Below are 25,707 nucleotides of genomic sequence, written 5' to 3'. Positions count from 1 at the left end.
TTGCCAACATTAGATCATTTTTCACTTTGTATGTCCCTGTTTACACCGATAAAAAGCCTGCAAAAAACATAACGTAAATAATTTTCACCATCTTCCAAATAAGACTTGCATCATGTCTGAATATCGGTAATATTCCGCCTCGTCAACACGACATGCGGATGTGGTGGAATTGGTAGACACGCTGGATTTAGGTTCCAGTGCTTCACGGCGTGAGAGTTCGAGTCTCTCCATCCGCACCATCATTTCCTTTCAAAAAAATGTCTTTTCCATACAGAATTCCCTTCAAGCCAAACACTCTGCTCAACTTCTGGATCCAATAAAAAACCGAACCCATTTCTGAATTCGGCTTTGGCATTTTTAAGAAACCGCTGTCAGTACTATTTCAGCTTCCAAGCCACTTGCTTACCCGCAAAAAATGGTACAATCGGATCGCCGTTTGGCAAGGTAATGCTCGCCGGCACTTCCCATGACTCACGAACCAAGGTTACGGTTTCTGTGTTACGTGGCAAGCCATAAAAATCGGCACCATACAGACTCGCAAAGCCTTCTAATTTATCTAACGCACCAAGCTCATCAAACACTTGTGTATAAAGCTCCAAAGCAGACCAAGCGCTATAACAACCCGCACAACCGCAATCAGACTCTTTACGATGCTTCGCGTGCGGCGCAGAATCCGTCCCTAAGAAGAACTTTGGTGAACCCGACTTTACCACGGCTCGAAGCGCTTCTTGGTGAGTGCTACGCTTAAGCACAGGCAAACAATAGTTGTGCGGACGCATACCGCCATCCAACATGTCATTACGGTTCAACATCAAATGCTGAGGCGTAATGGTCGCGGCAACACCATCACGCGCCGCCAAAACGAAGTCAACAGCATCTTTCGTAGTAATGTGTTCAAAAACCACTTTTAGATTTGGAACGCGATCAACAATGTTGACCATGTGCTGATCGATAAACTCTTTCTCACGATCAAAAATATCAATGTGCTTCTGCGTGACTTCGCCATGAATCAACAACAACATGTCGTTATCCGCTAAGGCTTCAAACACAGGGTAAAGAGATTCCAGAGAGTTTACGCCAGAATCAGAATTTGTGGTGGCGCCAGCCGGATACATTTTCGCCGCCAGAACGCCGGCTGCTTTCGCATCTTTAATGTCTTGTATGCTGGTCTTATCCGTAAGATAAATCGTCATCACGGGCGTAAAAGTACTGCCTTCTGGACGAGCCGCCAAAATACGCTCTTGGTAACTCAACGCCAATGCAGCTGTCGTGACAGGCGGCACCAAATTAGGCATTACCACAGCACGCTCAAAACAACGCGCCGTTGCTGGAACCGTTTCAAGCAACATGTCTTGATCACGAAAATGTAAATGCCAATCGTCTGGCTTGATTATAGTAATTTCGTTCATCACAGGCCTTTTTAGATAACTAATTAGAGAGTAAAGAGGGGAAAAAGCAAAGGAATGTTAACAGAATCTCAATGGAAGTAGCAGAGCCAAACACTTCGACTTTGATTTTGATTTTGGTGCATTCAAAAAATCGACATAAAAAAACCGAATCTCTAAACAAGATTCGGTTTTTCAAAGTCAATCATCAGCAAAGCGACTTAACTGTCTTTACGTGGCGCTCTTGGACGACGCTCACCGCGGTTATTATCTCCACGGCCGCCAGCGGGACGCTTACGTTCACCAGCATTCGAAGGACGACGATCACCGCCACCAGAAGGACGCTTGCGAGTTGAAGGCGAAGCAGCTCGCTTATTCAACTCTTCTGCATTCTCTAGCTTAGCAATGTCTGTACGCTGTCCACAAATACGCGTTTTGCTTAATTTACCCAATACACCTGAATCCAGGTTTGTTGGTAAATCAACAGTCGCAAAATCTTCGTAGATTTCAATGTGACCAATGTAACGGCTTTCAATTTCCGCTTCGTTCGCAATCGCACCAACGATGTTACCTGGCTTAACACCTGCACTGTAACCAACCTGAACAACATAACGCGTCATTGCGGTGTTTGGATCGTCTTTCAACGGCATCGCATCAGCGGTTACTGGTCGAACTTTACGCTCACGAGGGGCACGATCACCGCGCTCTCCACGATCACCGCGAGAATTTTCGCGATCATCACGACGCTCTCTGCGCTCTTGGCGAACTTCCATTTCTGACAATAACAATGGATTTTTGCCTTGAGCCATGTGCGCTAAAGCAGCCGCCATTTTGATTGGATCAACTTCATTATCTTTCTGGTAGCTTTGCGCAAGCTCTAGGAAGAAATCGAGGTTTTCATTGTCCATCACGTCAGTGATTTTCTGCTTGAAGCGATTAACGCGATGCTCATTAATATCTGACGCAGTTGGAAGTGTCATTGTTTCGATTGGCTGACGAGTTGCACGCTCAATGGCTTGCAACATGCGACGTTCACGAGGAGCAACAAACAAAATTGCTGTACCTGAACGGCCTGCACGACCCGTACGACCAATACGGTGAACATAAGACTCTGTATCGTATGGAATATCATAGTTTACAACGTGACTTACACGCTCTACATCCAAACCACGCGCCACAACGTCTGTTGCAACAAGAATGTCAATTTGACCTTTCTTGATACGATCAACCGTACGTTCACGTAAATTCTGGCTAATATCACCATTCAAAGCTTCACAAGCATGGCCACGAGCACACAGCTTTTCAGCCAATTCTACCGTTGCCGCTTTTGTACGAACAAAGATGATCATGCCATCGTGTTCGTTCATTTCAAGAATACGAGTCAAAGCGTCAAGCTTATGCAAACCACTTACTGGCCAGTATTTTTGAGTAATCGTCGTTGCCGTCGATGTTTTCGTAACAATTTTGATTTCTTTTGGGTTATTCAAATGACGGTTAGCCACTTGACGAATCACATTAGGCATCGTTGCAGAAAACAAAGCAATTTGGCGAGTTGGTGGTGTTTGCTCAAGAACCCATTCGACATCGTCGATGAATCCCATACGTAGCATTTCGTCCGCTTCATCAAGTACCAGCGCTTTAAGGCCATCTAGTTTTAATGTTTTACGACGAATATGATCCATAACACGGCCAGGTGTACCAACAACAACTTGAACGCCACGCTTTAGCTGACGAAGTTGAGTGTCATACGACATGCCGCCGTAAATTGGCAACACATGGAAATCTGGAAGGTGGCGTGCGTAACTTTGAAATGCTTCAGCGACCTGAATAGCAAGTTCACGAGTTGGAGCCAGAACAAGTAATTGTGTCGTTTTATCTGTAATATCAATGCGAGACAACAAAGGAAGCGCGAACGCTCCCGTCTTACCAGTACCCGTTTGCGCTTGTCCTAGAAGATCACGACCTTCTAATAAATATGGAATACTTTGCGCTTGGATAGCAGATGGTTGCTCGTAACCTAGGTCAGCAACCGCTTTAAGAACAGGGGCGATTAGACCCAACGAATCAAATGTAGGCTGAGTTTCAGCATCAGACATGTAAATTAGTACCTTTTTTTGGTGAGTATAAGGCCTGTAATATTTACATGCCCTAATAGAATTCTTCGAACGAAAATCCGATGGCGAAGTATATGCGAAAAAATAAAAAAAAGCCAGTAAGGTTCAAAATAAGATACGACTGACTTAGCACCTTCTTAATTCGAATCGCGTTTTGACGCCTCAGACTCTGAGTCGATCATAATCGCCAGCCAATGCATTTTTGGATTGGCTTCAAAAGCCAATTTCATGATGATGGTCAGTGGAATAGAAAGCAGCATTCCGACAGGGCCAAAAACCCACCCCCATAACAACAAAGACAGAAAGACCACCAAAGTAGACAGCCCTAAGCCTTTCCCCATGTAGCGAGGCTCAATCATATTGCCGACAATCAAGTTTACGATCAAAAATCCCAATCCTGTCAAACCCGCTGATAAACTTCCTAGCTGAACAAACGCCAACAACACAACCGGCACGGCCGCGATAATGGAACCGATATTTGGCACAAAGTTTAAAAGAAAAGCACACACACCCCACAAAATCGGGAAATCAACACCCAAGACCCACAACCAAACGGTGATTAGCACACCGGTCAACATACTCACCAATGTCTTAATGATTAAATAACGATTCACCGAACGAATAAATGACTCAAACCATTCAATTGAACCTGACGTGTCTGACATCGCCAACGACAATTTCTTAGGCAACTCCACTGCTTCAAACAATATAAAAATAACGATCATCACCACTAAGATGAAATTCGTTAGAGCACTCCCCAACCCCCTTAACGCATTCGCGACCATCTGCATCAAGGCTGAGGGATCAATATAACCCTTCACCTGATCGTACGATATTTGTACGCCAAGACTATTAAACACCTTAATCACGTTAGACGTTTCTTCCGCAAAGCGCTGTTTATAAACAGGCAATTGACTCGAAAAACTGTCCAACGATGCACCCACCAATAAAGCAAGCGAGCTAATACCAACCAAGATGACAAACACAACCAGCAAGATAGACAACCAGGTTGGCAAACCTCGTCGGCGCAAGCTCGACATAGCTGGCGCACAAATAATAGCGATAAAGACAGACAACATTAAAGGAACCACAATCTGTGACGCCGCCTTTAAGCCCGCAATAATAATGACAAATGCAGCCACTCCGACAAGCCAATGTGTTCCTTTATGCTGATCAATCATCTCTATTCCTTACATTGGTATTGGGTAAATACTTTGAGCGTAGTCCGCCAAATCTTGCAGCATAATTTGCTTAGACGCAGGCAAATCTGGCGTTTGAGCAATATGATTTAGTTGAGCGAAAAATTGCTCCATCGTAATAGAACCGCCACCATCCGCCTCAAGCAAACGAATTTGACGATACTCTTCCCACTCAACTCGCTGAGACTCGGTTAACTGATCAGGGTAGTTACGACCAATATAACGCATTAACATTTCTGGCAAGCGTCGATCATCGAACGACATCGCTAGTTCAGCCAAACTGCTCGGCGGTGTCGAACGAATCGACTCCATTCTCACTTTGTCTTCGCGTGAGAAAAAACCGCCTGTATACAACATTAAATCTGGGTCTTTTAAAATCGGTCGATCTTCTTGAACAAAAACATCACTCAACTTGGCCGCTAGTCCAGTTTGCCCATTAATAACGGCAAGATTATGACGACAAATTTCACCATCCAATGCTAAACGCTTAACCACATCAGCATCTTTAAGGAAAGTAGCCGGTGCCACCGCGGGGGATTTATTATAATGAATCACCTTTAATGGCAATCGCTCTAAATCACCTAATTCGTCTTTGCGAGTAAACACTCGATGACGAATCTCTTCCACACTCAAATCAATCAAAGGCTGAGCATCCGACATCAAGTCGTAAACGATGACACCGTTTTTATTCGTTGGGTGCGGCGCGATAGGAACAACAAATGCAGAATAATGTTTCGCTTGTCCGAACATACCCGAAATATGCAAAAAAGGCTTCATTCGAACTGGATCAATAAATTGCTGTAATTCATGCTTTTGACGCATTTTCAGGTAATAATCGAACAACCTCGGCTGCTTGCTACGAATCAACTTAGCAATTTCAATCGTACCGTATACATCTGACAGTGCGTCATGCGCTTGTTCGTGGGCAATGTCATTTGCTTTTGTGAGCGCTTCCAGTTTCATTGAGACTTGTCCGTCTTCACCTTTCGGCCAAACAATCCCTTCTGGGCGCATTGCATACGTCATTCGAACCAGATCAATCATATCCCAGCGAGAGCAATTGTTTTGCCATTCACGTGCATATGGGTCAATAAAGTTACGATAAAAACCGTGGCGTACCACTTCATCATCAAAACGAATGGTGTTGTAGCCAAGCGCACACGTTCCTGGCAATGACAACTCTGCTTCCACTGCCTGCATAAATTCGGCTTCACACAAACCTTCTCGATTTGCATCTTGCGGACTGATTCCCGTTAACAAACACGCTTCCGGCTGAGGAAGAACATCTTCTGCTAACCGACAATAAAACATGACAGGCTCGCCGATAGGATTAAAATCAAGATCTGTTCTAATCCCTGCAAATTGCATAGGACGATCTCGCGCTGGGTCCGTTCCAGTTGTTTCAAAATCAAACCAAAAAAATGAAGTTGGGCCCGATGAGGTCACAAATAATTCCTGTTAGCCATTAAATAAGACAGGTATTATACGCACCTTGAAGTTCATTTGTTAAAGTTCATTTATTAAAGTGTATTTGGCCATGAGAGGAGTTGTTCTATGCCAATCCCAGTGAAATGTCCTTGCGGAACAGGAAGCCCTTACGAAATGTGCTGCGGCATGTATCACAACAATCCAGGCACAGCGCCGACCGCCGAAACACTCATGCGCTCTCGCTATACGGCTTTCGCCATTGGCGACTTTGACTACATAGCCGCAACACAAAAAATAAAAGAAGCACCAGAACAATCCGCGACAGACATCCAAGACAGCAATGAACACACAAAATGGATCAAGCTGGAAATCACCGAAACGGAAGAAGGCTTAGAAAAAGACAAAACAGGCGTCGTGGCCTTTTCCGCCCATTTTAAAGAAGGCAAACACATTGGCCGTTTAAGCGAACGATCTATTTTCAAAAAAACTAAAGGTCAGTGGTTTTATATTTCTGGCGAACACGATGTCCAGAAAAACACACCGCTTATTAATTCTGAAGAAATGAAAACAGGCCGTAACGACCCTTGCTTGTGTGGCTCAGGTAAAAAGTTCAAAAAATGCTGCGCGGTTACATAAACTGCGCAACACTCTTTGCAAATCATCGCATGTCAAACGCCACGCTCAAGCGATGCTTTGTATTATCACGCAACCGAATGACCTTGCGATGCAATCCAAACGCGAAACCAATCGTCATCGCTTAGCTCAATAGACACCGCATTAACCGCCGCCGCTAAACGCTCGATCTTCCCAGACCCCATAACAGGACAAATACCAGACGGATGGCGTAACAACCAAGCCACAACCAGCTGATCAACCGAACATTTTTTGTTTTGAGCCATTTCACCCAATATTGCACGGACTCGCTTTGCCTTTTCATCAGTACCAGAAAACAACTCACCACCAGCAAAAGGCGACCATGCCATTGGCGTCACTGCATGTCGTTGAGCATGATCCAGCGTGCCATCTTCAAAATGCTGCAATGCCAACGGCGACAATTCCACTTGATTAATAATCAACGGTGCATCAAGGCGAGACTGCAATAAATCAAACTGATTTGTGGTGAAATTGGACACACCAAAGTGCTTCACCTTACCAAGTGTAAACAGCAAATCAAATGCCTGAGCGATCTCGTCAGCGTCCATTAATGGACTTGGGCGATGCAGTAACAAAGTATCAATGTATTCACACTGCAGAATTGCCAATGATCGATCCACGCTCGCCAAAATGTGTTCCGCACGATAATCATAACGATGTACGTTAATATCAGGTCGATTACTCGAGGGCAGCAAGATCCCGCACTTCGTGACAATTTCCATTTTCTCTCGTAACGCAGGCTTAAGTGCTAACGCGTTACCAAATAATGTTTCGCACTGGTAATCTCCATAGATATCCGCGTGATCGAATGTTGTCACACCAAGATCCAAACAAGCCTCTATAAAACCCAAAGACGCTTCAGCCGTCATATTCCATTCATTCATTCGCCAAAAGCCTTGCGCAATACGCGAACCGTCAAAACCGAGCGGGTGATATTGATGCCTCATGGTTACTCTCCTTTCCTATGATTATTTTAATGCGCGCTATTCTAAGTAAATTTCGCCACAACACAAATCAACTGCTTTTATTAAAAAGTACGCATTCAATATCACAACGCATAATAGTGAGCACTGACACAGCACGCCATCGAATGTATACTAATCCGCATTCAAGACTGACCTCTTCATAAAGAGCGACGCGACCACATACAAACGGACAACTTTTGGGCAATACCGAACACTTATAATTTACTCGCAGCGATACGCTAATAACCAACAAACACAACACCACTGTGATGGACTTAATAATGAATTCAATTACGCTAGGCCCTCTTTCCAACGCAAATGGAGAGATCCAAATTCCGGGTTCCAAAAGCCTTTCAAACCGCATTTTATTGTTGGCAACGCTTGCTAAAGGCACCACGAAAATCACCAACTTACTAGACAGCGACGACATTCGTCACATGCTAGAAAGCTTAACCAAATTAGGCGTCAACTACTCTCTAGAAGACAATGGCACAACTTGTATTCTAGAAGGGCTTGGTGGCCCCATTCAGGCCGATTTTGGCGATTTATTCCTTGGCAATGCCGGCACGGCAATGCGCCCACTTACGGCAGCACTTTGTCTTGGTCAAGGTGAGTTTCACCTTCACGGCGAACCTCGAATGCACGAGCGCCCAATTGGCGATCTAGTCGACGCACTACAAGCATTAGGCGTAGACATTGCTTACGAAGGCGAGAAAAACTACCCGCCACTTTGCATTAAAGCCAATGGTTTGTCTGGCGGCGAAGTCTCCATCAAAGGCAACATTTCTAGCCAATTTTTAACCGCTATATTGATGAGCGCACCTTTGGCAAAGAGCGACTTAACCATCAAAGTTGATGGTGAATTAGTGTCTAAGCCGTACATCGATATTACATTGCATGTGATGAAGCAATTCGGCGTTGAAGTAGAGAATCAAAGTTACCAAGCATTTGTCGTCAAAGGCCAACAGACCTACCAAAGCCCAGGCGAGATCATGGTGGAAGGCGATGCGTCTTCTGCATCATACTTCTTAGCAGCGGCTGCGATTGCCGGCGGTAAAATCAAAGTTCACGGCGTAGGAACAGACAGCGTACAAGGTGATGTAAAATTCGCCGATGTACTTGCGCAAATGGGCGCCAAAATTACCTACGGCCCAACGTGGATAGAAGCGGAACACAACGAACTAAACGGCGTAGACTTAGACATGAACCATATCCCAGATGCGGCCATGACCATAGCAACGACCGCCCTGTTCGCCAAAGGCCCGACCACCATTCGCAACATCTACAACTGGCGCGTAAAAGAAACCGACCGTCTATACGCCATGGCAACGGAATTAAAAAAACTCGGCGCTGACGTCATCGAAGGCAAAGACTTCATTACCGTTACACCAGTGGAAAAGTTGAAACACGCCGAAATCGATACGTACAACGACCATCGAATCGCCATGTGCTTTTCATTGGTCGCCTTCTCGGACACGCCAGTCACAATAAACGACCCAGGTTGCACATCAAAAACCTTCCCGACGTACTTTGAATTATTCAATTCCGTCGCAAGCTAAAAATTTGCGGGCTTCCCTTTATTAAGGGGAAGCCTTGTTCTTTCTAAAAAAACCTTAGAAGCCACTTTTTAATACCAAACAACCGATTCACATCTTTAAATACCTTACGATAACGCAGGATCCCAGTCCTTCCACACCACGCCACGCCCTTGCGATCGAATCATCGCTGAAATGTCTGCCACAGAACGTTCATCACTTATTTCGAATTGTTCCAACGCCTCCTGAGAGTCATCTGCATACCCACCGGGTTGCGTTTTAGACTCGGCACTCATCGTCGTAAACCCCATTCGCACCGCGTGGTGGCGAAACTCAGGCGACTCTCGTGTCGACAAGCTCATTTCTAAATCTCTATCAAATAACCGCCACGCCGCAATCAACTGCACCAGCTGTCGGTCTGAAATGACCGATTTCGGTATGATCCCCCCTTTGCAGGGACGAATACGTGGAAACGCAACACTAAATCGGCTGCGCCAGTAGCGCTTTTGCAAATGCCGTAGATGGTGCGCCATCATCACAGAATCTGTTCGCCAATCTTCCAAACCCAATAAAACCCCTAAACCGATTTTATGAATGCCCGCCTGACCAATTCGATCTGGCGCATCAAGCCGGTAATTGAAATTGGATTTGTTGCCACGCAAATGATGTTCTAGGTAGGTTTTACGACGATAGGTCTCTTGATACACCAAAACACCATCCAAACCGATGCCTTTTAGCCGCCTGTATTCGTCAGTCTCTAATGGTTGCACCTCCATAGATAGTTGACTGAAATGCGGCTTAATTAAGGGAATCATGCGTTCAAAGTACGGCATGGAGACCCTTTTCGTTTCGCCCGTCACCAATAAAAGATGATCAAAACCTTTGCTTTTAATTGCCGCGACTTCTTGCCCTATTTGCGTTTCATTGAGTGTTAAGCGCTTCATCGCATTACTCATGGAAAAGCCGCAATACGTACATTCGTTGGCACAGGTGTTAGATAAGTACAAAGGCGCAAACAAACTTAAGGCATTGCCAAAACGCTGCAACGTGAGCTGTTCGCTTTTCGCGACCATTTCCAGTAAAAATGGTTCTGCCGCAGGAGAGATTAAGGCGGCAAAGTCTTCCACATCGAGCTTACTTTTACTCAAAGCTTGCCTCACATTTTGCTCGGTTTTTGCGTGATGCAATCGCGTCACTTGTTGCCAATCTGCGCTTTCTACAACCTGACTAAACTGACCGTCAACAGCTGGGCTTTGCTCTAACATATTCACTTTTGCCATTTGGTTCGAGCTCGCAATCAAGCTCATGACAAGCCTCCAAGAAAATCAGTCAACGGACTGGTCGCCTGCGCTTGAACACGCTTTTCACCCAAACCTGACTCATACGCTATGCGCCCAGCCTGCACCGCTAATCGGAATGCTTCGCCCATTTGAGCGGGTTGCTTGGCCACCGCAAGCGCCGTATTGACCAAAACAGCGTCCGCGCCGATCTCCATCGCTAACGCCGCATCCGACGGCGCGCCAATGCCAGCGTCAATGATCACTGGCACCGCGCTTTGCTCAATGATGATTTCCAAAAATGGACGACTCGCCAATCCCATATTGGAACCAATCGGCGAACCCAATGGCATGACACACTGGCAACCGACTTCTTCAAGCCGCTTGCACAACACCGGATCAGCATGAACATACGGCATCACCACAAAGCCTTTTTTGATCAGCGCTTCTGCAGCCAATAAGGTTTCCACGCCATCCGGCATCAAGTAGCGTGGATCTGGGTGAATTTCTAACTTCACCCAATGAGTTTCCAATGCATCTCTTGCCAATTCGGCTGCAAGAACCGCCTCCTTTGCGGTTCGTGCGCCAGACGTATTTGGCAGCAGTTTCATCCCTTGCTTCTGCAAAGGTTGGAGAATGTTGTCACTTTGGTGTTTTAAATCCATACGGCGTAACGACAAAGTGACCAGTTCACTTTCACTGGCCACTAACGACGCCAACATGGCGTCTGCGCTGGCGTATTTGCCAGTACCCGTAAAAAGTCGAGAATGAAATTCGTGTCCAGCAATAAATAAAGACGACATGTTAGCCTCCTGCGATCGATTCAAAAATAAACACCTGACTCTGCTCATCCAACTCAGTACGATCCCATAAACTCCTCGGCACCACTTTTTGATTGATCGCGATGGCAATGCCTTTTGCTTCTTTTTCCAAGCTGTCGAGCAAGTCCGTTAACGTATTACCAAAAAACTCAAAAGGCACATCGTTTAGCATTATATTCATTTGGCGTTCCCCACTTTATGTAATCGTAATGACGCCGCGAGTGATCGCGTCGTCACATCTGGCGATTCAGCCTTGGTAATCGCCGTTACCACCGCCACACTGTCAACACCAGTCTGCGCCACCAAAGGCAATCGTTCCGCAGTAATGCCGCCAATCGCCACGGTGGGATAATGGCCTTTTAATAGCCGTGCATAATGCGCAAGACGTATTAACCCTTGCGGTTGAGAAGGCATGTCTTTGGTTTGTGTTGGAAAAATGTGACCCAGCGCGATGTAACTCGGCTTGATGGATTGAGCGCGCGCAATTTCATAATAGCCATGCGTGCTGATGCCTAATCGCAAGCCAGCCGATTGAATACGAGCAAGGTCCGTAACGTCCAGGTCTTCTTGCCCGAGATGAACACCATAAGCACCAAATTCGATTGCTTGCTGCCAATAGTCATTGATAAACACCTGTGCGTTGTATTTTTTACCCAGCAAAATAGCCTGTTGAATCTTGTCACTCAGCTGCGGATCGTCAGGGTTTTTAATGCGTAGCTGAGCAACATTCACCCCTTGCGCAAGAACAAGCTCCAACCAAGCAACCGTGTCGACCACCGGATACAAGCCCATTTTTTCAACATCCATTGCCGCAAAAGACAAATCAGACGTCGAAATGGATCTACCCTGTATGAGGATCTTGGGGAAACATTCAAGCGATGAAGGCCAACCTTTTTGCTCACCTGCACAATAAGCTTTTGCCAAGGTAACAGAGTCTTTTATATCGTAGCCATGCGCCATAAAACACACCAACGCCATGGATAAGACGTCGTCTTCATTCCTCTCAACACCGCTACTAGAGAAGCCCACCGCCGCGTTTTGGCTTAAAAACCTGTACATCACTTGCCCTGTATCGTTATTGCTACCTCGAATTAACCAACCACACGGCCACACGGCCGCATTTGTGAGGGTTTCGAACGCCTCAGCATTGATAATAACTACATCAATAAATGGTAATAAAGACACCTGAAAATCAGCACTTGATGGAACCTGAACATCGCTCTTTTGTGGTGATATTGATTCAAACACCACCGATACCGCCGGAAAGTCCGTTTTTATGCGCTTTAGCAAGACAGAACAGGCTTTCGCCATCTCCATTGATGGCAGAAAACACACGCTAATCGCATCTGGCACCGCGTCATCAAGCAAGGCTCGCCATTGCGCATCGAACGAGGTCAAAGACACCGGCTCAGTAAATGAAACACCTTCAACATTCTGTGCAGCAACACACGTCGCAATATGCTGCACACGACAGTCTAGGTTCTGTCCCGTGCGTAAATTCACAGACAATTCCGGTAAGGCTGTGCGGGCGAACGAATCCGCACCGCCCACACACCAGATAAGAGGAAGTTTTATCGACATAAATCCCCCCTTTATTGAGACAACTTGTCTGCCGTTAACTTGTCTGTGGTCAAATAGACATCACTGCCCAGCTCTCGAAACTGTTCTGACATTTTTTGCATACCACTTTCCGCTTCGGTTAGCGCGAGCTGGCTGACATCAATTGCCTGCGCTTCAAGCTCCGAGCCTTTTGCGCTCTCTAACCCCTTGGCATAATCTCGAACTTCTTGGGTGATTTTCATCGAACAGAATTTCGGCCCGCACATCGAGCAAAAATGCGCGACCTTACCAGATGCCTGAGGTAGGGTTTCATCGTGATACGCTCTGGCCGTCATCGGATCAAGCGATAAATTGAACTGGTCTTCCCAGCGAAATTCAAAACGTGCTTTTGACAAAGCGTTGTCGCGAATCTGCGCGCCAGCGTGGCCTTTGGCTAAATCGGCCGCGTGCGCCGCGATTTTATAGGTAATCAAACCCTCTTTGACGTCTTCTTTATTTGGCAAACCAAGGTGTTCTTTTGGCGTCACATAACACAGCATGGCGCAGCCATACCAACCGATTTGCGCCGCACCAATGCCCGACGTAATGTGATCGTAACCCGGCGCGATGTCTTGCGTCAGAGGCCCTAATGTGTAAAACGGCGCTTCGTGGCAATGCTTCAGCTGCTCAGTCATGTTTTCTTCGATCAACTGCATTGGCACGTGCCCTGGACCTTCGATCATGACTTGAACATCGTATTCCCAAGCAATTTTTGTCAACTCGCCCAACGTCCGTAACTCCGACATTTGCGCTTCGTCATTGGCGTCCATAATGGAACCTGGGCGCAATCCATCCCCTAGCGATAACGCCACATCATACTCAGCGCACAGCTCGCAAATTTCACGAAAGCGTTCATACAAAAAGCTTTCGGTATGGTGCGCCAAACACCATTTCGCCATGATAGAACCACCACGAGAAACGATGCCAGTCAGACGTTTTGCTGTCATCGGCACATATCGCAATAACACACCGGCGTGAATGGTGAAATAGTCCACACCCTGCTCGGCTTGCTCAACCAAGGTGTCATGAAAAACCGTCCAATTAAGATCCTCGGCCACGCCATCCACTTTTTCTAAGGCTTGATAAATGGGCACTGTGCCAATCGGCACGGGAGAATTTCGCAAAATCCATTCACGCGTTTCATGAATGTTTTTGCCAGTCGACAAATCCATCACAGTATCGGCGCCCCAGCGCGTCGACCACACCAATTTCTCCACCTCTTCTTCAATAGAAGACGTGACCGCCGAATTGCCAATGTTGGCATTCACCTTCACTAAGAAGTTACGGCCAATGATCATGGGTTCAGATTCTGGATGATTGATGTTGTTCGGAATGATGGCGCGACCTCTTGCGACTTCATCACGTACGAACTCGGGCGTAATCCGCGCTTGTAAATTCGCACCGAAACTTTGCCCTGGATGCTGCTTAAGCAAAAGCTCACTCTTGATCGCGTCCATGTTTTGATTTTCACGCAACGCAATGTATTCCATCTCTGGTGTCACAATACCTTGGCGTGCGTAATGCATTTGTGTCACACATTTACCTTTTCGCGCTTTACGAACTGTTGGTAATGTTTTAAAACGCAACGCGTCGAGCGCGGCATCGTCTAAACGAGATTGCGAAAACTCAGATGACACACTTTGCAATACCTCTGTATCTTCACGCTTTTCGATCCAAGGTGTACGCATCGGAGCCAAGCCACGATAAACGTCGATATTCTCTTGCGGATCCGCATAAGGGCCAGAACAGTCATAAACGTAAATGGCTTCGTTAGGTTCGAAAGTAAGGTTATCTGGATCAGAGCCAATGGGCGTATCTGTTAGATTAATTTTGCGCATAGGAACGCGAATGGAATCATCAGAGCCTGTTAAATACACGCGTTCTGATGCTGGAAACGGTGAGGCTTGCAGTGACTCTATGTAAGACTTCGCCGCTTGGCGTGATTCTTCACGAGACTGTTTATTTGGTTTTTTGACTGGGTTATTTGTGTTTATCGTCGACATGAGCACTTCCCTTATTAAAAACTTGGAGAATCGCTTGTCTGGGGTGCTGTTTTACTGGCAAACGCACGAAAGGCGTTTTTCTAAAGCAAAACATGAACCCTGAATTTTTAATGAGAAAAGAGTGGTGAAGCGAATAAGGCAACATCGAATCAATCGTCATAAAAAAGACAGGAGTTCATTCGATGCAGAAAAGAAAATTGAAGACTTTCTTGTTTCCTACGCGGGTGTTAGCCCGATCAGGTTCTGCGGATCCCGCATTTATTTATGCGATCTCAGCCAAATGGCACTCCGACAAGTGATTGCGAGTATACTCAGTCTAATTAGAATGTAAACACCCACATTTTTTATGGGTGTTTACCAAAGATAAGCAATGACGATCTATTGGCTTTGCATTTCCAGCGCCATTTTGTAGAGGTAGTTTTTCTTTTCCCCCGTTAATTTTGCAGCCATAGCGGCCGCCTGCTTAACCGGCAAATCTTCTAGCAAAATCGTCAAAATACGCTTCGCCTCAAGCTCTGCTTCGTTACCACTTTCTTGCGTGAAGCTCAACATAACAACAAATTCACCGCGCATTTGGTTGGCATCGGCATCAAACATCGCCAATATTTCAGCCGCCGTACCGGAAAGGAATGTCTCAAACGTTTTGGTTACTTCGCGTGCCAGCACAAGTTGAGCATCATCGCCGTACACTTGCTGAACATCCGCCATAGAGTCGTAAATTCGATGTGTTGATTCATAAAAAACAACCGTACCCACTTGTTGTTTCCACGACTCAAATAAGTCACGACGGCCTTTGGATTTGGCAGGAACAAAACCCGCAAAGAAGAACTGATCGGTAGGCAATCCGGATGCGCAAAGAGCAGAAATCAAAGCACAAGCTCCGGGGATTGGCATGACTTTATGGCTTTTTTCACGTAACGCATGCACGACGTGGTAACCCGGATCCGAAATCAGCGGCGTTCCCGCATCAGACACTAGGGCAACATTTTTGCCGTCATCCAACAGGCTGGCGACATAATTGGCTTTGTCTTTTTCATTGTGATCATGAATCGAAAAAAGCTTCGCCTCGATACCAAAATGATTCAACAAACGTCGTGTATGTCGAGTGTCTTCTGCAGCAATATAATCAACATCGCGCAAGGTTTGTTCGGCTCTTTTACTAAAATCATCTAGATTGCCAATTGGCGTCGCAACTATGTACAGCGACCCTCTCGCATCATCAGAACTATGTGGTACCATGTTGCCTCTTTTATTTGTCATTTTATAAGCTTATGAGCCTAATTAATTACCGCATCATATCATTAACTCTTTGTACTTTTCTGCTCAGTGCTTGTAATTCCATGAATTTAAACATGGAACAACCTCAACAAGTCGTTCAACAGGCCACTCAAGAAAGAACACCACCGCCAAGCATTTATCATCCGCAAAAAACGTCGGATGTTTCAAAAGCGCTTAGTGACACCTACCTTTCAGCGAAAAAACTGTATGAGCAAGGCCGTTATCAAGAAACTATCGATATATTAGAAAGCAAGGTCATCAACAAAACCTCATCCATACAATTTGAAGCACATTTACTGGCGGCCTTATCGGCATCCAATTTAGACAATGCAACTGATTCCTTCCGCTTCTTACAGCAAGCCGATCGCTTAATTGCCGCTCGCCACCCAGACAACCAAAACAAACTGAATGAGACAAAAGCAACTATTCTGGAACATTTTGGCAACTGGCTAGAAGCTGTCAACCTTCGTATGGATTTGGCTTACAACTTACCGCTGGATGAAGGAAACAATAACCAAACAAAATTATGGCTCGCCATTCAAAATCTGACTCAAAATGAAATAGACGAACTCTTTCAACAACAAAGACCGCTTCTCAATGGCTGGCTAAACATCAGTGGAATACTAAGAAACCAGTCACTGTCCATCGAACAACAACTTGTTATGTTTCATGATTGGCAAGCAGAAAACCCTAGTCACCCTGCCGCATTATCACCGCCTCAAGACTTTCAAATCATGTCTTCTGTGGAAAAAATGACGCTGACAAACATTGTCTTAATGCTGCCGATGAGTGGAAAACTTGAACGAGCCTCCCAAGCAATCGTCGATGGCTTTTTTGTTAATTATTACAATCAGAAAGAAACTAGACCAAAAATCACAATTATCAACGTTGATAATTATTCAAATATTGCTGACGCCGTCGCGGCCGCAAACGAACAGCAACCAGATGTTATTATTGGCCCCCTGCAAAAAAACAATGTCGCACAAGTGGGCCGCCTACACCTACCTTATCCGGTTATTGCACTGAATCAGTTAGACATCAATCAACACACAAAGAACCTCTATCACTTTTCGCTTAATGCAGAAGATGAAATATATGAACTGATTGCCTTCGCAAAACAAGAAGGTGCAACGAAAGCGGCCATATTGAGCACTCAAGACACTTGGGCACTAAAACAAAGCGATGAATTCAGAGCCGCCGCAACTGAAGAGAACGTGATTATTACTTCGAATCAATCTTATGCAAATACGCCAAAAGGCAGACAAGATGCAATTCAAAAGTTACTTTTAATTAACGAAAGCCATGCACGTAAAAAACTGGTCGAGCAGTGGACAGGCACAAAAGTTGACAGTATTGCCCGCTCTCGCGAAGACTTAGATTATGTTTACTATGTCGGCAAGTTAAATGACGCAAAACAAATACGCCCACTTTTAGACTTCTATTTTGCCAACAAAATTCCAATGCTTTCGAGCAGTACACTGAATGATAGTGAGCCGGATAAATCGATAAATCCTAGCGATATTGAACGAATTTTATTTACCGAAGTACCAGCACTCACGCCAAATAATACATCCTTGGCGGCACTGCCTAAAAACCAAAACTCGAATATTTTAAGGCGCCTTCAGGCACTTGGCGCCGATGCGTATTTATTGGCAAATAAATACCCGCTATTCACCCTACTTCCAAGTACTAAAATTGCAGCAAATACTGGCATTATCACCATGGATGAAAATGGCATATTTCACAAAAGACCAGAAATCATGACTTACCGAAAAGGACATTTGGTATATGCAAATAATCACCAGTATTTTCCAGAAGAGGAAAACGCCGAAAAATAACGGCGAAAAGGCAGAACAGGCTGCTGAAGCTTTTTTATTAACGCAAGGGCTTCAATTTGTTGGGCGAAATTTTTTCTGCCGCCTTGGTGAAATTGATTTAATTTTCTTAGATCAAGATACGTATATATTTGTAGAAGTACGCTTTCGAGCCAGTAACACACACGGCAGTGCTGCCGAAAGCCTTGGGAAATCAAAGCTTAATAAGGTTAGAAAAAGCGCTTCTTTATGGCTACAGAAGAACAACAAAGTAAATAATGCATGTCGCTTCGATGCGATACTATTCGACCAGAAAATAGACACTCAACATTTAACTTGGCTAAAAGCAGTATTTTAATCACTATGGACTTTCAAGAAGCAATATACACACAGTTTGCCCAGAGTTTCGAAGCTCAACAGCAAGCACTGGAGAGTTTACCTCCCTATATTGAGCACGCTGCAAAAGTGGTCTTTTCAAGCATTGCATCAGGCGGAAAAATCATTTGCATCGGAAACAGCACAGGATCTCACCTGTCTCAATATTTTAGCACGCTCATGCTGGACAGAATGGACAGGGAGCGTCCCGGCTTACCTGCGATCAATTTGAGTGGTGATGGTGCCGCATTACTGGCCATCACTCACAACGACAGCTATCACGATGTTTTTTCTAAGCAAATAACCGCACTTGGAAACCAAGGCGATATTTTATTCGTCGTCGCAAACCGAGGGAACACGTCCCCCATCATTCAAGCCATACAAGCTGCGCATGAGCGAAAAATGAAAATTGTCGCCCTCACTAGCCCAGAAGCAAAAAACGTCTCATCTCTTACCTCACAAGATGACACAGAGATTAAAATCAATCTTCTCGGTACTGCCAGAGTACATGAATGCCAAATCACCGTAATTCATACTCTAGTGGATTTACTTGAGCGCCAACTATTCGGCTACGAAGACTGAATCACATACGCATTTGTATTTTTACACAAAAAAAGAGCCGCTTTTTAGCGGCTCTTTTTTCATTTCAATTATTTAAAATGGATCTATTTGACAACCTTCAATTGAAAGCCCTTCTTTGGCGCTGCGGGCGTAGGTGTTGGCGTAGGTTCATCTGAAAACACCTCATCAGGAAACACAAATCCGTCGCCATTTTCTTTCGCATACAAGGCTAATGCCGCGCGTATTGGCACATAAACCTGCATGGGTTTACCACTAAAACGCGCCTCAAAAGACACCGCCTCTTTGTCCATTATTAAGTGACGAACGGCAGACATGCTAATGTTCAATACTATCTGACCATCTTTCACAAACTCCGTAGGTATCACCACATCTTTTTGTTCTGCATCCACCAAAAGGTAAGGCGTCATGTCATTATCTGCAACCCAAGAATAAGCCGCATTTAATAAATAAGATCGTTTCGGTAACATCTTTTCTCCTACTAAATATTGTGCAAAAAAAAGGAGCTATTCGCTCCTCTTTTGCTATCTATAACAAAACTGAAAGCCACCGCCTCAGTTTAGTCTAAACGCATTTCTTGTTCCGCTTCAGAAAGGCTTTCCTGGAAAGACTCACGAGCAAAAACCAGATCCATATACTTATGTAGCGCTCTCGCTTGCTCTTTAGGAATATCCACGCCTAATGAAGGCAAACGCCATAAGATTGGAGCCAAGCAACAGTCAACAATTGTAAAATCATCACTCATGAAATAAGGCTTCTCTTCGAAAATAGGAGAAACACTTACAAGACCTTCACGCAGCTCTTTCTGAGCCTGAGCAACCGCTTCTTTGTCTTTACTAGAAAGAATCAAATCAACCAATTTTGCCCAGTCACGCTGAATACGGTACATATATAAACGACTTTCAGCGCGAGCAACAGGGTAAACAGGCAATAATGGTGGATGCGGAAAACGCTCATCCAAATATTCCATCATGACATTTGGCTCGTAAAGAACCAAATCGCGGTCAACCAAGGCTGGTAATTCATTATATGGATTAACATCAGCAAGCTCAGCTGGCTTGTTAAATGAGTCCACATCAATGATATCTACTGTGACAGCTTTCTCTGCCAATACAATACGGACTCTATGACTGTAATGATCTTCTCCATCAGAGAAGAACGTCATTGAGGAGCGCTTTGCAATAACACCCATGTCTAACCCCTATTTTGATAACATCCAAGCCCCCCTAAAACGGGGACTAATTATAAAATGACGACGAAGCCATAAACGACCAACTTCGATGTCGAAATTCTTTTAACCTTCAACCAACTTGACGAACAAAACCAAACTGGTAGAAACATCGGGCTAACATCACTTTTTACACTCGTTATTCACGCTGATGATACCAACCTTTCGAGGGAAGTATTCTAGCATAATTTGACGATGATTTTTCTCTGAATAATCACTTTGATGCGTGAATAGAACAATTCTCTTTTGTTTTATGAAAAAAACAAAAGAAAAATACCGAGCAAAAAGCACAAAGCAAAAAAAACGCTTGGCGAAAAACACCAAGCGCTTTGATAGTTGCTCTGAAAGCGAAAATTAACGCTTAGAGAACTGAGGACGACGACGTGCTTTGCGTAGACCAACTTTCTTACGTTCAACTTCACGCGAGTCACGAGTAACGAAACCTGCAGAACGTAGAGTACGACGTAGAGTCTCATCGTATTGCATCAAAGCACGTGTGATACCGTGACGGATCGCACCAGCTTGACCAGAGATACCACCACCTTTAACAGTGATGAAAACGTCAAATTTTTCAGTAGCGCCAACAAGTTCAAGAGGCTGACGAACAACCATCTGAGCCGTTTCACGACCGAAGTACTGAGAAAGAGTACGGTTGTTGATAACTAGGTTACCAGAACCCGCTTTAAGGAACACACGAGCGGTAGACGTTTTACGACGACCTGTACCGTAGTATTGAGTAGCTGACATAATGATCTTCCGTATTAAATGTTAAGTGTTTGAGGCTGTTGAGCAGCATGTGGATGCTCAGTACCAGCGTATACTTTCATTTTCTTGTGCATTGCACGGCCCAAAGGACCTTTTGGCAACATACCTTTAACGGCAAGTTCAAGAACACGCTCTGGAGCATGATCAATCAGCTTCTCGAAATTCATAGAACGCAAGCCGCCTGGATAACCAGTATGGCGGTAGTATTGTTTTGCAGCTGCTTTGTTACCTGTAACGTGAACTTTCTCAGCGTTAACAACAACGATGTAATCGCCAGTATCAACATGCGGAGTGTATTCAGCTTTATGCTTACCACGTAAACGGCGAGCAATTTCAGTAGCCAAGCGACCTAGAGTTTTGCCTTCAGCATCTACCACGAACCAGTCGCGGCGTACTTCAGCAGGTTTAGCTGTAAAAGTTTTCATCAAAAAACCCTTTCAATACGCGTGTTCAATGACACGCTATACCTATTATTATTGGTTAATAGATCATTTCCATGATTTATTAACGTACACTTACCTTTAAAAAGGCGAGCGAAGTATATATCAAGCCAATAAAAGAAGAAAGTCAAAAAACCTTAAGGACGATGCTCTAGTGCCAAATATTCTTCTGATTGCATTTCCAATAATCTACTGACCGTACGATCGTACTCAAAAGCCAATCTTGTCCCTGTGTATATATCGGGTATAGCCACTTCTGCAGAAATAATCACTTTTACATGACGGTCATAAAATTCGTCAATCAAGTTAATAAAACGCCTTGCTAAATCATCGCGCGGCGCATCCATTTGAGGCAAGTTAGAAATAATGATAGTCGTATAAAGACGTGCAATCTCTATATAATCCACCTGACTTCTCGGTCCATCGCACAACGCCTTAACATCAAACCAAGCAAGCCCTTCACAACTTCTAAGCAACGGAATACTTCGACCCTCAATCTCAACCGCTCCGCCCTCAACAATGTGTGACGCATCAGAAATAAGACTCATAAATCGATCATTCAATTCAGCATCCGCTGATTCGCTTAACGGATAATGATAAAGCTTGGCTTGCTTTAATGTTCTTAAACGGTAATCAATCCCGCCATCCACATTCATCACTTTCGTGTGCTTATTTACCAAATCAATAGCGGGTAAAAAGCGAGCACGCTGCAAACCATTTTTGTATAAACCATCCGGCTCAATGTTGGATGTAGCTACCAAGGTAGTGCCATTTTCAAACAACACCTCCAGCAATCCCGCCAAAATCATCGCGTCCGTAATATCCGTTACAAAAAATTCGTCAAAACACAACACTTGCGCCTTTGAAGCAATTTCTTTGCCTACAATTTCCAACGGGTTCTTTACATCATGGAGCTTTCGCATCTCCTGGTGAACCATTTGCATAAAACGATGAAAGTGCAAACGCAGCTTTTTTTCAGTCGGCAAACAGTCAAAGAAAGTATCCATAAGGTAAGTCTTACCTCGACCAACCCCTCCCCAAAAATACAAACCCTGCTCAACCGTCGGCGCTTTCTTTTTACGAAACCTGTCAAACAAGCCCCCAGAAGGCGGATCGATCTGATTTGCTACGATACGATCAAATAAATCCTGAAGCGCTTCTACCGCTTCTTCCTGAGCTGGATCATAATTAAAGTCCGCTCTTGTTAAATCTTGCTTGTAACGTGTAATGGGTGTCATCGCCGCTCTTTCGTTCGATTAAGTTAATTGCGCCCATTCTAACAAATTGCACCTTAAACAACACCCATCAAGCTGTTATCGTAGGGGTGGTTTCGCTATAATGGATTATCTGTTTTTTGGAGAAAGTCATGAACTTAGAAGAATTCAACATTATTATCTTTATCACAGGCATTATTATTGGCTGTGTGGCCACGCTTGTCATTAAGAGCATTAATACAAAACACAACAAACAAGCAGAGCCAAGCTTAAACATTGTGACAATGAAATCACTACAACAAGAGCTCGATAATAAACAAATCATTATCGATAACTTCTTTACCGACAGTAACGATCACTTATTGCAAGTTGAGAAACGATTATCAGACCTAAGAAGCAGCCTTGCCAACAATGCCAGCCAATTAAGCAACATCAAAATTGATAACAGCACAACACCAAACACGACACAAACCGCTGAAACGCCAACAGCGACCGAACCACCAAGAGATTACGCACTAAAAGACGATGAAGAACCTGGCATGCTAAGCGAAACATTCGGCTTGGATGACAGAAACACCCACCTAGAACCAAAACGAACCATTTAATAAAAACGGGCTTTCAAAGCCCGTTTTTTTTATCCTATAACCAACACCTACGCGGGATTATCGATATCAATGAAAACCGCATCAAGACCGCATTCTTTTGATAAAAACACCGCCATTGACTGAGCCCCAAATCGCTCTGTTGCATGATGCCCTGCAGCCACAAAATGAATCCCCATCTCACGCGCAATATGAATTGTCTGCTCGGAAACCTCTCCGGTTATAAAAACATCCGCGCCAACCGCAATGGCCTGCTCTATATAACCCTGAGCGCCACCAGTACAAAGCGCCACTCGTCGAATATCTTTATCCCCAACACACTCAAACAACACATCTCGACCAACAGCTCGCTCAATAGCACATCGAAAAGCCGCTATCGCCATAGGCTCACCCAACTCACCAACGACCCCTATTGACTCTTCAAACGCGACATTTGATTGCAAACCTGATCGATTTATCAACCCGAGCGCATCCGCTAAGCCTGCGTTATTACCCAACTCTGGGTGCGCATCCAACGGCAAGTGATAGCCATAAAGATTAATATCGTGCTTGATCAGTGCCGATATCCTTCGATATTTCATTCCCACAATCCGTGGATCTTCATTTTTCCAAAAGTAGCCATGATGAACAAAAATGGCGTCAGCATTATATTCAATGGCAGCATCAATGAGCGCCTGACTGGCTGTCACACCAGTAACAACACGATGAATATCGGTTTTCCCTTCCACCTGCAATCCATTGGGCGCATAATCTTTAAAGCGACTTGGACTCAATGTCTTATCCAGCAACAACTCAAATTCACTGCGTAGCAAAATAACCCCTTATACCTTATGAATCATAAAAAAAATTGGATACCAATCATTATCCCTATTCTTGTAGGCCTCTGCATAGGCCTAATCATATTACTAATACAAGAGAAACAAAAAGCTGCCAATTCAAGCTATTCAGTTCCAGTCAGAAAAGCAACACCCTCTGTGGTTAGCATTTACACTCAGGTCCTACAAAAAAGACCGCTCAACAACCAAACAGGCTCAAAACACAGCCTAAACTTAGGATCTGGCGTCATCGCAACCAAAAGCGGCTACATCCTAACCAATCATCACGTGATACAAAATGCTCAAAGCATCGTCATCGCGCTCAATGACGACAGGAGAACTCACGCCAAGCTAATTGGGTCAGACCCATCAACCGACCTCGCCGTATTAAAAATAGAACTACCCAATCTAATTAGCATAAAAATGGGAAACAACCAAAATGTTGCCGTTGGCGATCGCATACTTGCAATAGGAAACCCATTTGGAATAGGCCAAACGGTCACCGCAGGTATTATCAGTGCCAAAGGGAGAAACAGCATAGGCCTTAATACTTACGAAAACTTCCTACAAACAGACGCCGCCATAAATCCCGGAAACTCTGGTGGCGCTTTAATAAACCTTAAAGGTGAACTTATTGGCATCAGTTCTGCAATCTACTCAAGCTCAGGCGGCTCGCAGGGAATTGGCTTTGCAACACCGATAGATGATGCACTTAATGTAATGAGGGACATTATTAAAAACGGGCGAGTTGTAAGAGGTTATTTAGGCTTAGATGCTCAAAAAATCACTCAAACCTTAGCGGATAATTTATTACTTCCTATCAACCACGGCCTACTCGTTAGCGATATAACAAAAGAAAGTCCTGCAGAAAAGGCAGGTATAGAGGTAGGCGACATAATACTTGAAATCAACAACAACCCAAGCGAGGATCCATTCCAAATCAGGCGCCTTATTGCCTCACTAAAGCCAGGAACAAACATATCACTTATTGGCGTTCGGGGGCAGCAATCCTACCAAGCAAACATCACGCTAGAAAAGCAGCCCGCTATGCAAAGAGTAACCAACTAATGACGAGCTTCGATTATCTCTTTAAGGTTATGTAAACTTTTCTCAAAGTTATTACCGGCAATATTATTGGCAAAGAACGCAAGATAAGGACTTAAAAGACCAGCACTGAGATCGCCTTCAATCGTCCAGACAACAAGGGTTTCATTATTATCCGACTGAAAGCGAATGTCATTATGGACAACATTAACTTTAGACTTCGGCCGGACATCAAAGCTCACACCTTGCTCAGACTGAACAATCACAGACAAAACACCGCGATCTGGAATATCGTTGTACGACAAGGTAATGGAATCGCCTTCTTCCAAATTCCCTTCAAAAGCATCAATCTGGCCATTTTGGACATACATCCAACGCGGTAAATAATCACCCTGAAAGATGTTTTGAAAAATCACCTCACGAGGCGCATTAATCACAACACTTCGCTCAACGCGATAGTCTGTTGGCATAAAAAAGCCACCAGCGACCAAAACTAAGATAATCAACGCTAAAATACGCGTCACTTTTCTTAATTGGTAAAGGGCTGCTGGATGATGATTGGTCTTAGCCACA

At 44.6% G+C, this 25,707-nt stretch carries 25 protein-coding genes, 1 tRNA gene and 1 riboswitch; of the genes, 8 read left to right on the top strand and 18 right to left on the bottom strand.

What is annotated here, in order from left to right; translation table 11 throughout:
• The first annotated feature begins 154 nt into the window (after nt 1–154).
• A tRNA-Leu gene (locus D104_RS23535) sits at nt 155–239 on the top strand.
• A 138-nt stretch (nt 240–377) separates the two neighbouring features.
• On the opposite strand, the gene pyrC is transcribed toward D104_RS23535, so the two are convergent.
• The 4 genes from pyrC to sbcB all read right to left on the bottom strand — a co-directional run bounded on the left by pyrC (nt 378) and on the right by sbcB (nt 6,144).
• Nucleotides 378–1,409, bottom strand: coding sequence for a dihydroorotase (gene pyrC, locus D104_RS23530; RefSeq protein ID WP_024023101.1), 1,032 nt, complete (start codon nt 1,407–1,409; stop codon nt 378–380).
• A 197-nt stretch (nt 1,410–1,606) separates the two neighbouring features.
• Nucleotides 1,607–3,481 carry a DEAD/DEAH box helicase gene (locus D104_RS23525; protein WP_024023100.1) on the bottom strand — a complete coding sequence of 625 codons (1,875 nt, stop codon included), beginning with the start codon at nt 3,479–3,481 and terminating at the stop codon, nt 1,607–1,609.
• Nucleotides 3,482–3,636: 155 nt separating this feature from the next.
• Nucleotides 3,637–4,680, bottom strand: a complete 1,044-nt coding sequence (locus tag D104_RS23520) for an AI-2E family transporter (protein ID WP_024023099.1) — start codon at nt 4,678–4,680, stop codon at nt 3,637–3,639.
• Between the two features lie 9 nt (nt 4,681–4,689).
• The gene (gene sbcB, locus D104_RS23515) at nt 4,690–6,144 is read right to left on the bottom strand and encodes an exodeoxyribonuclease I (RefSeq protein ID WP_024023098.1); all 1,455 of its coding nucleotides are present in this window, start codon (nt 6,142–6,144) and stop codon (nt 4,690–4,692) included.
• A gap of 108 nt (nt 6,145–6,252) precedes the next feature.
• Between sbcB and D104_RS37615 the strand changes: the two genes are divergently transcribed.
• The gene (locus tag D104_RS37615) at nt 6,253–6,762 is read left to right on the top strand and encodes a YchJ family protein (RefSeq protein ID WP_031214518.1); all 510 of its coding nucleotides are present in this window, start codon (nt 6,253–6,255) and stop codon (nt 6,760–6,762) included.
• A 65-nt stretch (nt 6,763–6,827) separates the two neighbouring features.
• Here D104_RS37615 and D104_RS23505 read toward each other — a convergent pair whose 3' ends face one another.
• A complete protein-coding gene (locus tag D104_RS23505; protein ID WP_024023096.1) occupies nt 6,828–7,727 on the bottom strand; it encodes an aldo/keto reductase in 900 nt (299 codons plus the stop codon).
• Between the two features lie 299 nt (nt 7,728–8,026).
• Between D104_RS23505 and aroA the strand changes: the two genes are divergently transcribed.
• Complete coding sequence (gene aroA, locus D104_RS23500; protein WP_024023095.1) at nt 8,027–9,304, top strand: 3-phosphoshikimate 1-carboxyvinyltransferase; 1,278 nt, start codon at nt 8,027–8,029, stop codon at nt 9,302–9,304.
• A 104-nt stretch (nt 9,305–9,408) separates the two neighbouring features.
• Here aroA and thiH read toward each other — a convergent pair whose 3' ends face one another.
• The 6 genes from thiH to rsmI all read right to left on the bottom strand — a co-directional run bounded on the left by thiH (nt 9,409) and on the right by rsmI (nt 16,219).
• Nucleotides 9,409–10,587 (bottom strand): 2-iminoacetate synthase ThiH, encoded by a 1,179-nt coding sequence (gene thiH / locus D104_RS23495; RefSeq protein WP_024023094.1) that lies wholly within the window; start codon nt 10,585–10,587, stop codon nt 9,409–9,411.
• Nucleotides 10,584–11,360 (bottom strand): thiazole synthase, encoded by a 777-nt coding sequence (locus D104_RS23490; RefSeq protein ID WP_024023093.1) that lies wholly within the window; start codon nt 11,358–11,360, stop codon nt 10,584–10,586. Before D104_RS23490 ends, thiH begins: the two co-directional genes overlap by 4 nt.
• Before the next feature lies 1 nt (nt 11,361).
• Complete coding sequence (gene thiS / locus D104_RS23485; protein ID WP_024023092.1) at nt 11,362–11,559, bottom strand: sulfur carrier protein ThiS; 198 nt, start codon at nt 11,557–11,559, stop codon at nt 11,362–11,364.
• Nucleotides 11,556–12,959 carry a thiamine phosphate synthase gene (gene thiE / locus D104_RS23480; protein WP_024023091.1) on the bottom strand — a complete coding sequence of 468 codons (1,404 nt, stop codon included), beginning with the start codon at nt 12,957–12,959 and terminating at the stop codon, nt 11,556–11,558. Before thiE ends, thiS begins: the two co-directional genes overlap by 4 nt.
• Before the next feature lie 11 nt (nt 12,960–12,970).
• On the bottom strand, nt 12,971–14,980 hold the full coding sequence (thiC, locus tag D104_RS23475) for a phosphomethylpyrimidine synthase ThiC (protein WP_024023090.1): 2,010 nt from the start codon (nt 14,978–14,980) through the stop codon (nt 12,971–12,973).
• A 196-nt stretch (nt 14,981–15,176) separates the two neighbouring features.
• Nucleotides 15,177–15,281, bottom strand: a riboswitch (TPP riboswitch).
• Between the two features lie 77 nt (nt 15,282–15,358).
• The gene (gene rsmI / locus D104_RS23470) at nt 15,359–16,219 is read right to left on the bottom strand and encodes a 16S rRNA (cytidine(1402)-2'-O)-methyltransferase (protein WP_235075889.1); all 861 of its coding nucleotides are present in this window, start codon (nt 16,217–16,219) and stop codon (nt 15,359–15,361) included.
• Nucleotides 16,220–16,332: 113 nt separating this feature from the next.
• Here rsmI and D104_RS23465 point away from each other — a divergent pair, with 113 nt between their 5' ends.
• The 3 genes from D104_RS23465 to D104_RS23455 are packed head-to-tail and all read left to right on the top strand — an operon-like array spanning nt 16,333 to nt 19,029.
• Nucleotides 16,333–18,096 (top strand): penicillin-binding protein activator, encoded by a 1,764-nt coding sequence (locus tag D104_RS23465; RefSeq protein WP_235075888.1) that lies wholly within the window; start codon nt 16,333–16,335, stop codon nt 18,094–18,096.
• Nucleotides 18,047–18,430 carry a YraN family protein gene (locus D104_RS23460; protein WP_024023087.1) on the top strand — a complete coding sequence of 128 codons (384 nt, stop codon included), beginning with the start codon at nt 18,047–18,049 and terminating at the stop codon, nt 18,428–18,430. The genes D104_RS23465 and D104_RS23460 overlap by 50 nt, the downstream gene beginning before the upstream one ends.
• 5 nt (nt 18,431–18,435) lie before the next feature.
• Nucleotides 18,436–19,029: an SIS domain-containing protein gene (locus D104_RS23455; protein WP_024023086.1), complete on the top strand. Its 594-nt coding sequence runs from the start codon at nt 18,436–18,438 to the stop codon at nt 19,027–19,029.
• Between the two features lie 83 nt (nt 19,030–19,112).
• Here D104_RS23455 and D104_RS23450 read toward each other — a convergent pair whose 3' ends face one another.
• From D104_RS23450 to zapE, 5 genes are all read right to left on the bottom strand, one after another.
• Nucleotides 19,113–19,496, bottom strand: coding sequence for a ClpXP protease specificity-enhancing factor (locus D104_RS23450; RefSeq protein ID WP_024023085.1), 384 nt, complete (start codon nt 19,494–19,496; stop codon nt 19,113–19,115).
• Between the two features lie 89 nt (nt 19,497–19,585).
• On the bottom strand, nt 19,586–20,218 hold the full coding sequence (locus D104_RS23445) for a glutathione S-transferase N-terminal domain-containing protein (RefSeq protein WP_024023084.1): 633 nt from the start codon (nt 20,216–20,218) through the stop codon (nt 19,586–19,588).
• A gap of 390 nt (nt 20,219–20,608) precedes the next feature.
• Entirely contained in the window at nt 20,609–21,001 is a 393-nt protein-coding gene (gene rpsI, locus D104_RS23440) for a 30S ribosomal protein S9 (RefSeq protein ID WP_024023082.1), read from the bottom strand.
• A 14-nt stretch (nt 21,002–21,015) separates the two neighbouring features.
• Entirely contained in the window at nt 21,016–21,444 is a 429-nt protein-coding gene (gene rplM, locus D104_RS23435) for a 50S ribosomal protein L13 (RefSeq protein ID WP_024023081.1), read from the bottom strand.
• Between the two features lie 152 nt (nt 21,445–21,596).
• The gene (zapE, locus tag D104_RS23430) at nt 21,597–22,697 is read right to left on the bottom strand and encodes a cell division protein ZapE (RefSeq protein WP_024023080.1); all 1,101 of its coding nucleotides are present in this window, start codon (nt 22,695–22,697) and stop codon (nt 21,597–21,599) included.
• A gap of 128 nt (nt 22,698–22,825) precedes the next feature.
• Between zapE and D104_RS23425 the strand changes: the two genes are divergently transcribed.
• Nucleotides 22,826–23,278 (top strand): ZapG family protein, encoded by a 453-nt coding sequence (locus tag D104_RS23425; RefSeq protein ID WP_024023079.1) that lies wholly within the window; start codon nt 22,826–22,828, stop codon nt 23,276–23,278.
• Nucleotides 23,279–23,325: 47 nt separating this feature from the next.
• Here D104_RS23425 and D104_RS23420 read toward each other — a convergent pair whose 3' ends face one another.
• Nucleotides 23,326–24,087 carry a Nif3-like dinuclear metal center hexameric protein gene (locus D104_RS23420; RefSeq protein WP_024023078.1) on the bottom strand — a complete coding sequence of 254 codons (762 nt, stop codon included), beginning with the start codon at nt 24,085–24,087 and terminating at the stop codon, nt 23,326–23,328.
• A gap of 18 nt (nt 24,088–24,105) precedes the next feature.
• Between D104_RS23420 and D104_RS23415 the strand changes: the two genes are divergently transcribed.
• Complete coding sequence (locus tag D104_RS23415; RefSeq protein ID WP_024023077.1) at nt 24,106–25,158, top strand: S1C family serine protease; 1,053 nt, start codon at nt 24,106–24,108, stop codon at nt 25,156–25,158.
• Here the strand turns inward: D104_RS23415 and D104_RS23410 are convergent.
• Entirely contained in the window at nt 25,155–25,706 is a 552-nt protein-coding gene (locus D104_RS23410) for an SRPBCC family protein (RefSeq protein ID WP_024023076.1), read from the bottom strand. The two genes, D104_RS23415 and D104_RS23410, sit on opposite strands and share 4 nt — an antisense overlap.
• Nucleotide 25,707: the final 1 nt, after the last annotated feature.

It is taken from the genome of Marinomonas profundimaris (assembly GCF_000508165.1).
Taxonomy (GTDB): domain Bacteria; phylum Pseudomonadota; class Gammaproteobacteria; order Pseudomonadales; family Marinomonadaceae; genus Marinomonas; species Marinomonas profundimaris.
This window is presented reverse-complemented; position numbering and strand designations above follow the sequence as displayed.

What these genes read in the sequence shown, in the direction of transcription:
- D104_RS23465 (WP_235075888.1), top strand. Translation starts at nt 16,333, where the DNA reads ATGGAACAACCTCAACAAGTCGTTCAACAGGCCACTCAAGAAAGAACA.
- D104_RS23505 (WP_024023096.1), bottom strand. Translation starts at nt 7,727, where the DNA reads ATGAGGCATCAATATCACCCGCTCGGTTTTGACGGTTCGCGTATTGCG.
- D104_RS23525 (WP_024023100.1), bottom strand. Translation starts at nt 3,481, where the DNA reads ATGTCTGATGCTGAAACTCAGCCTACATTTGATTCGTTGGGTCTAATC.
- D104_RS23455 (WP_024023086.1), top strand. Translation starts at nt 18,436, where the DNA reads ATGGACTTTCAAGAAGCAATATACACACAGTTTGCCCAGAGTTTCGAA.
- thiS (WP_024023092.1), bottom strand. Translation starts at nt 11,559, where the DNA reads ATGAATATAATGCTAAACGATGTGCCTTTTGAGTTTTTTGGTAATACG.
- thiC (WP_024023090.1), bottom strand. Translation starts at nt 14,980, where the DNA reads ATGTCGACGATAAACACAAATAACCCAGTCAAAAAACCAAATAAACAG.
- rplM (WP_024023081.1), bottom strand. Translation starts at nt 21,444, where the DNA reads ATGAAAACTTTTACAGCTAAACCTGCTGAAGTACGCCGCGACTGGTTC.
- D104_RS23490 (WP_024023093.1), bottom strand. Translation starts at nt 11,360, where the DNA reads ATGTCGTCTTTATTTATTGCTGGACACGAATTTCATTCTCGACTTTTT.
- pyrC (WP_024023101.1), bottom strand. Translation starts at nt 1,409, where the DNA reads ATGAACGAAATTACTATAATCAAGCCAGACGATTGGCATTTACATTTT.
- D104_RS23425 (WP_024023079.1), top strand. Translation starts at nt 22,826, where the DNA reads ATGAACTTAGAAGAATTCAACATTATTATCTTTATCACAGGCATTATT.
- D104_RS23460 (WP_024023087.1), top strand. Translation starts at nt 18,047, where the DNA reads ATGCAAATAATCACCAGTATTTTCCAGAAGAGGAAAACGCCGAAAAAT.
- thiE (WP_024023091.1), bottom strand. Translation starts at nt 12,959, where the DNA reads ATGTCGATAAAACTTCCTCTTATCTGGTGTGTGGGCGGTGCGGATTCG.
- aroA (WP_024023095.1), top strand. Translation starts at nt 8,027, where the DNA reads ATGAATTCAATTACGCTAGGCCCTCTTTCCAACGCAAATGGAGAGATC.
- thiH (WP_024023094.1), bottom strand. Translation starts at nt 10,587, where the DNA reads ATGAGCTTGATTGCGAGCTCGAACCAAATGGCAAAAGTGAATATGTTA.
- D104_RS23450 (WP_024023085.1), bottom strand. Translation starts at nt 19,496, where the DNA reads ATGTTACCGAAACGATCTTATTTATTAAATGCGGCTTATTCTTGGGTT.
- rpsI (WP_024023082.1), bottom strand. Translation starts at nt 21,001, where the DNA reads ATGTCAGCTACTCAATACTACGGTACAGGTCGTCGTAAAACGTCTACC.
- D104_RS37615 (WP_031214518.1), top strand. Translation starts at nt 6,253, where the DNA reads ATGCCAATCCCAGTGAAATGTCCTTGCGGAACAGGAAGCCCTTACGAA.
- zapE (WP_024023080.1), bottom strand. Translation starts at nt 22,697, where the DNA reads ATGACACCCATTACACGTTACAAGCAAGATTTAACAAGAGCGGACTTT.
- D104_RS23520 (WP_024023099.1), bottom strand. Translation starts at nt 4,680, where the DNA reads ATGATTGATCAGCATAAAGGAACACATTGGCTTGTCGGAGTGGCTGCA.
- rsmI (WP_235075889.1), bottom strand. Translation starts at nt 16,219, where the DNA reads ATGGTACCACATAGTTCTGATGATGCGAGAGGGTCGCTGTACATAGTT.
- D104_RS23445 (WP_024023084.1), bottom strand. Translation starts at nt 20,218, where the DNA reads ATGGGTGTTATTGCAAAGCGCTCCTCAATGACGTTCTTCTCTGATGGA.
- D104_RS23415 (WP_024023077.1), top strand. Translation starts at nt 24,106, where the DNA reads ATGAATCATAAAAAAAATTGGATACCAATCATTATCCCTATTCTTGTA.